This is a genomic window from Geodermatophilus sp. SYSU D00965 (assembly GCF_054050075.1).
The window spans coordinates 1-1,906 of record NZ_JBJGYQ010000053.1 but is presented as its reverse complement, the minus strand read 5'-3'; the positions used below and the strand labels follow the sequence as shown (position 1 = coordinate 1,906).

1 rRNA gene is annotated in these 1,906 nt (G+C 60.3%); it reads left to right on the top strand.

Annotated elements, in window-relative coordinates:
- Positions 1–1,859: ribosomal RNA gene (locus ACI789_RS24510) — 23S ribosomal RNA — on the top strand; the annotation flags it as partial.
- Positions 1,860–1,906 lie beyond the last annotated feature (47 nt).

Here is a 1,906-nt window from a genome sequence, read left to right as displayed (position 1 = left end):
ATCACCCCGTCGGCCCTCTCGTGGGTGCCGGCCAGGGGCTGGGATGGGTAGGGGAGCGTCGCGTGGCGAGGGAAGCGGCGGAGCAATCCAGCCGTGGACGCCACGCGAGTGAGAATGCAGGCATGAGTAGCGAGAGGGGAGTGAGAACCTCCCCCGCCGGAAGACCAAGGGTTCCTGGGCCAGGCTAATCCGCCCAGGGTGAGTCGGGACCTAAGGCGAGGCCGACAGGCGTAGTCGATGGACAACGGGTTGATATTCCCGTACCCGCGAAGGAACGCCCATGCCGAACCCAGCGATGCTAACCGCCCCAAACCGCTCGTCTGCACTTGTGCGGGCGGGTGGGAGTAGCGCGGGATCCGGACTGGTAGTAGGCAAGCGATGGGGTGACGCAGGAAGGTAGTCCCACCGGTGAGTGGTAGTACCGGTGCAAGGGTGTGGCCCGCGCCATAGGCAAATCCGTGGCGCACGAGGGTGAGGCCTGACGCATAGCCGAGTGAGGCGAATGGGATGATCCTATGCTGCCGAGAAAAGCCTCTAGCGAGTTCCGAGCGGCCCGTACCCCAAACCAACTCAGGTGGTCAGGTAGAGAATACCGAGGCGATCGAGCGAACTGTGGTTAAGGAACTCGGCAAAATGCCCCCGTAACTTCGGGAGAAGGGGGGCCGGTTACCGTCATCCGCCTTGCGCGGGGCAGCGGCGGCCGGCCGCAGAGACCAGTGAGAAGCGACTGTTTACTAAAAACACAGGTCCGTGCGAAGTCGTAAGACGATGTATACGGACTGACGCCTGCCCGGTGCTGGAACGTTAAGGGGACGGGTTAGCTCTTCGGGGCGAAGCTCAGAACTCAAGCGCCAGTAAACGGCGGTGGTAACTATAACCATCCTAAGGTAGCGAAATTCCTTGTCGGGTAAGTTCCGACCTGCACGAATGGCGTAACGACTTCTCAGCTGTCTCAACCACAGGCTCGGCGAAATTGCACTACGAGTAAAGATGCTCGTTACGCGCGGCAGGACGGAAAGACCCCGGGACCTTCACTACAGCTTGATATTGGTGTTCGGTTCGGCTTGTGTAGGATAGGTGGGAGACTGTGAAGCGGGCACGCCAGTGTTCGTGGAGTCGCCGTTGAAATACCACTCTGGTCGAATTGGATGTCTAACCTCGGTCCGTGATCCGGATCAGGAACAGTGTCAGGTGGGTAGTTTAACTGGGGCGGTTGCCTCCCAAAATGTAACGGAGGCGCCCAAAGGTTCCCTCAGCCTGGTTGGCAATCAGGTGTCGAGTGCAAGTGCACAAGGGAGCTTGACTGTGAGACCGACGGGTCGAGCAGGAGCGAAAGCTGGGACTAGTGACCCGGCACCGGCATGTGGAAGCGGTGTCGCTCAACGGATAAAAGGTACCCCGGGGATAACAGGCTGATCTTCCCCAAGAGTCCATATCGACGGGATGGTTTGGCACCTCGATGTCGGCTCGTCGCATCCTGGGGCTGGAGTAGGTCCCAAGGGTTGGGCTGTTCGCCCATTAAAGCGGTACGCGAGCTGGGTTTAGAACGTCGTGAGACAGTTCGGTCCCTATCCGCCGTGCGCGTAAGAGACTTGCGAAGAGCTGTCCCTAGTACGAGAGGACCGGGACGGACGAACCTCTGGTGTGCCAGTTGTACCGCCAGGTGCACGGCTGGTTGGCTACGTTCGGCAGGGATAACCGCTGAAAGCATCTAAGCGGGAAGCTCGCTTCAAGATGAGGTCTCTCACCGGATCAACCGGGTAAGGCCCCCGCCCAGACCAGCGGGTTGATAGGCCGGAGGTGGAAGCGCCGCAAGGCGTGTGAGCTGACCGGTACTAACAGGCCGAGGGCTTGACCACACACCTATCACGACCCCCTTGACACCACTCACGGGTCGCAGCACCAC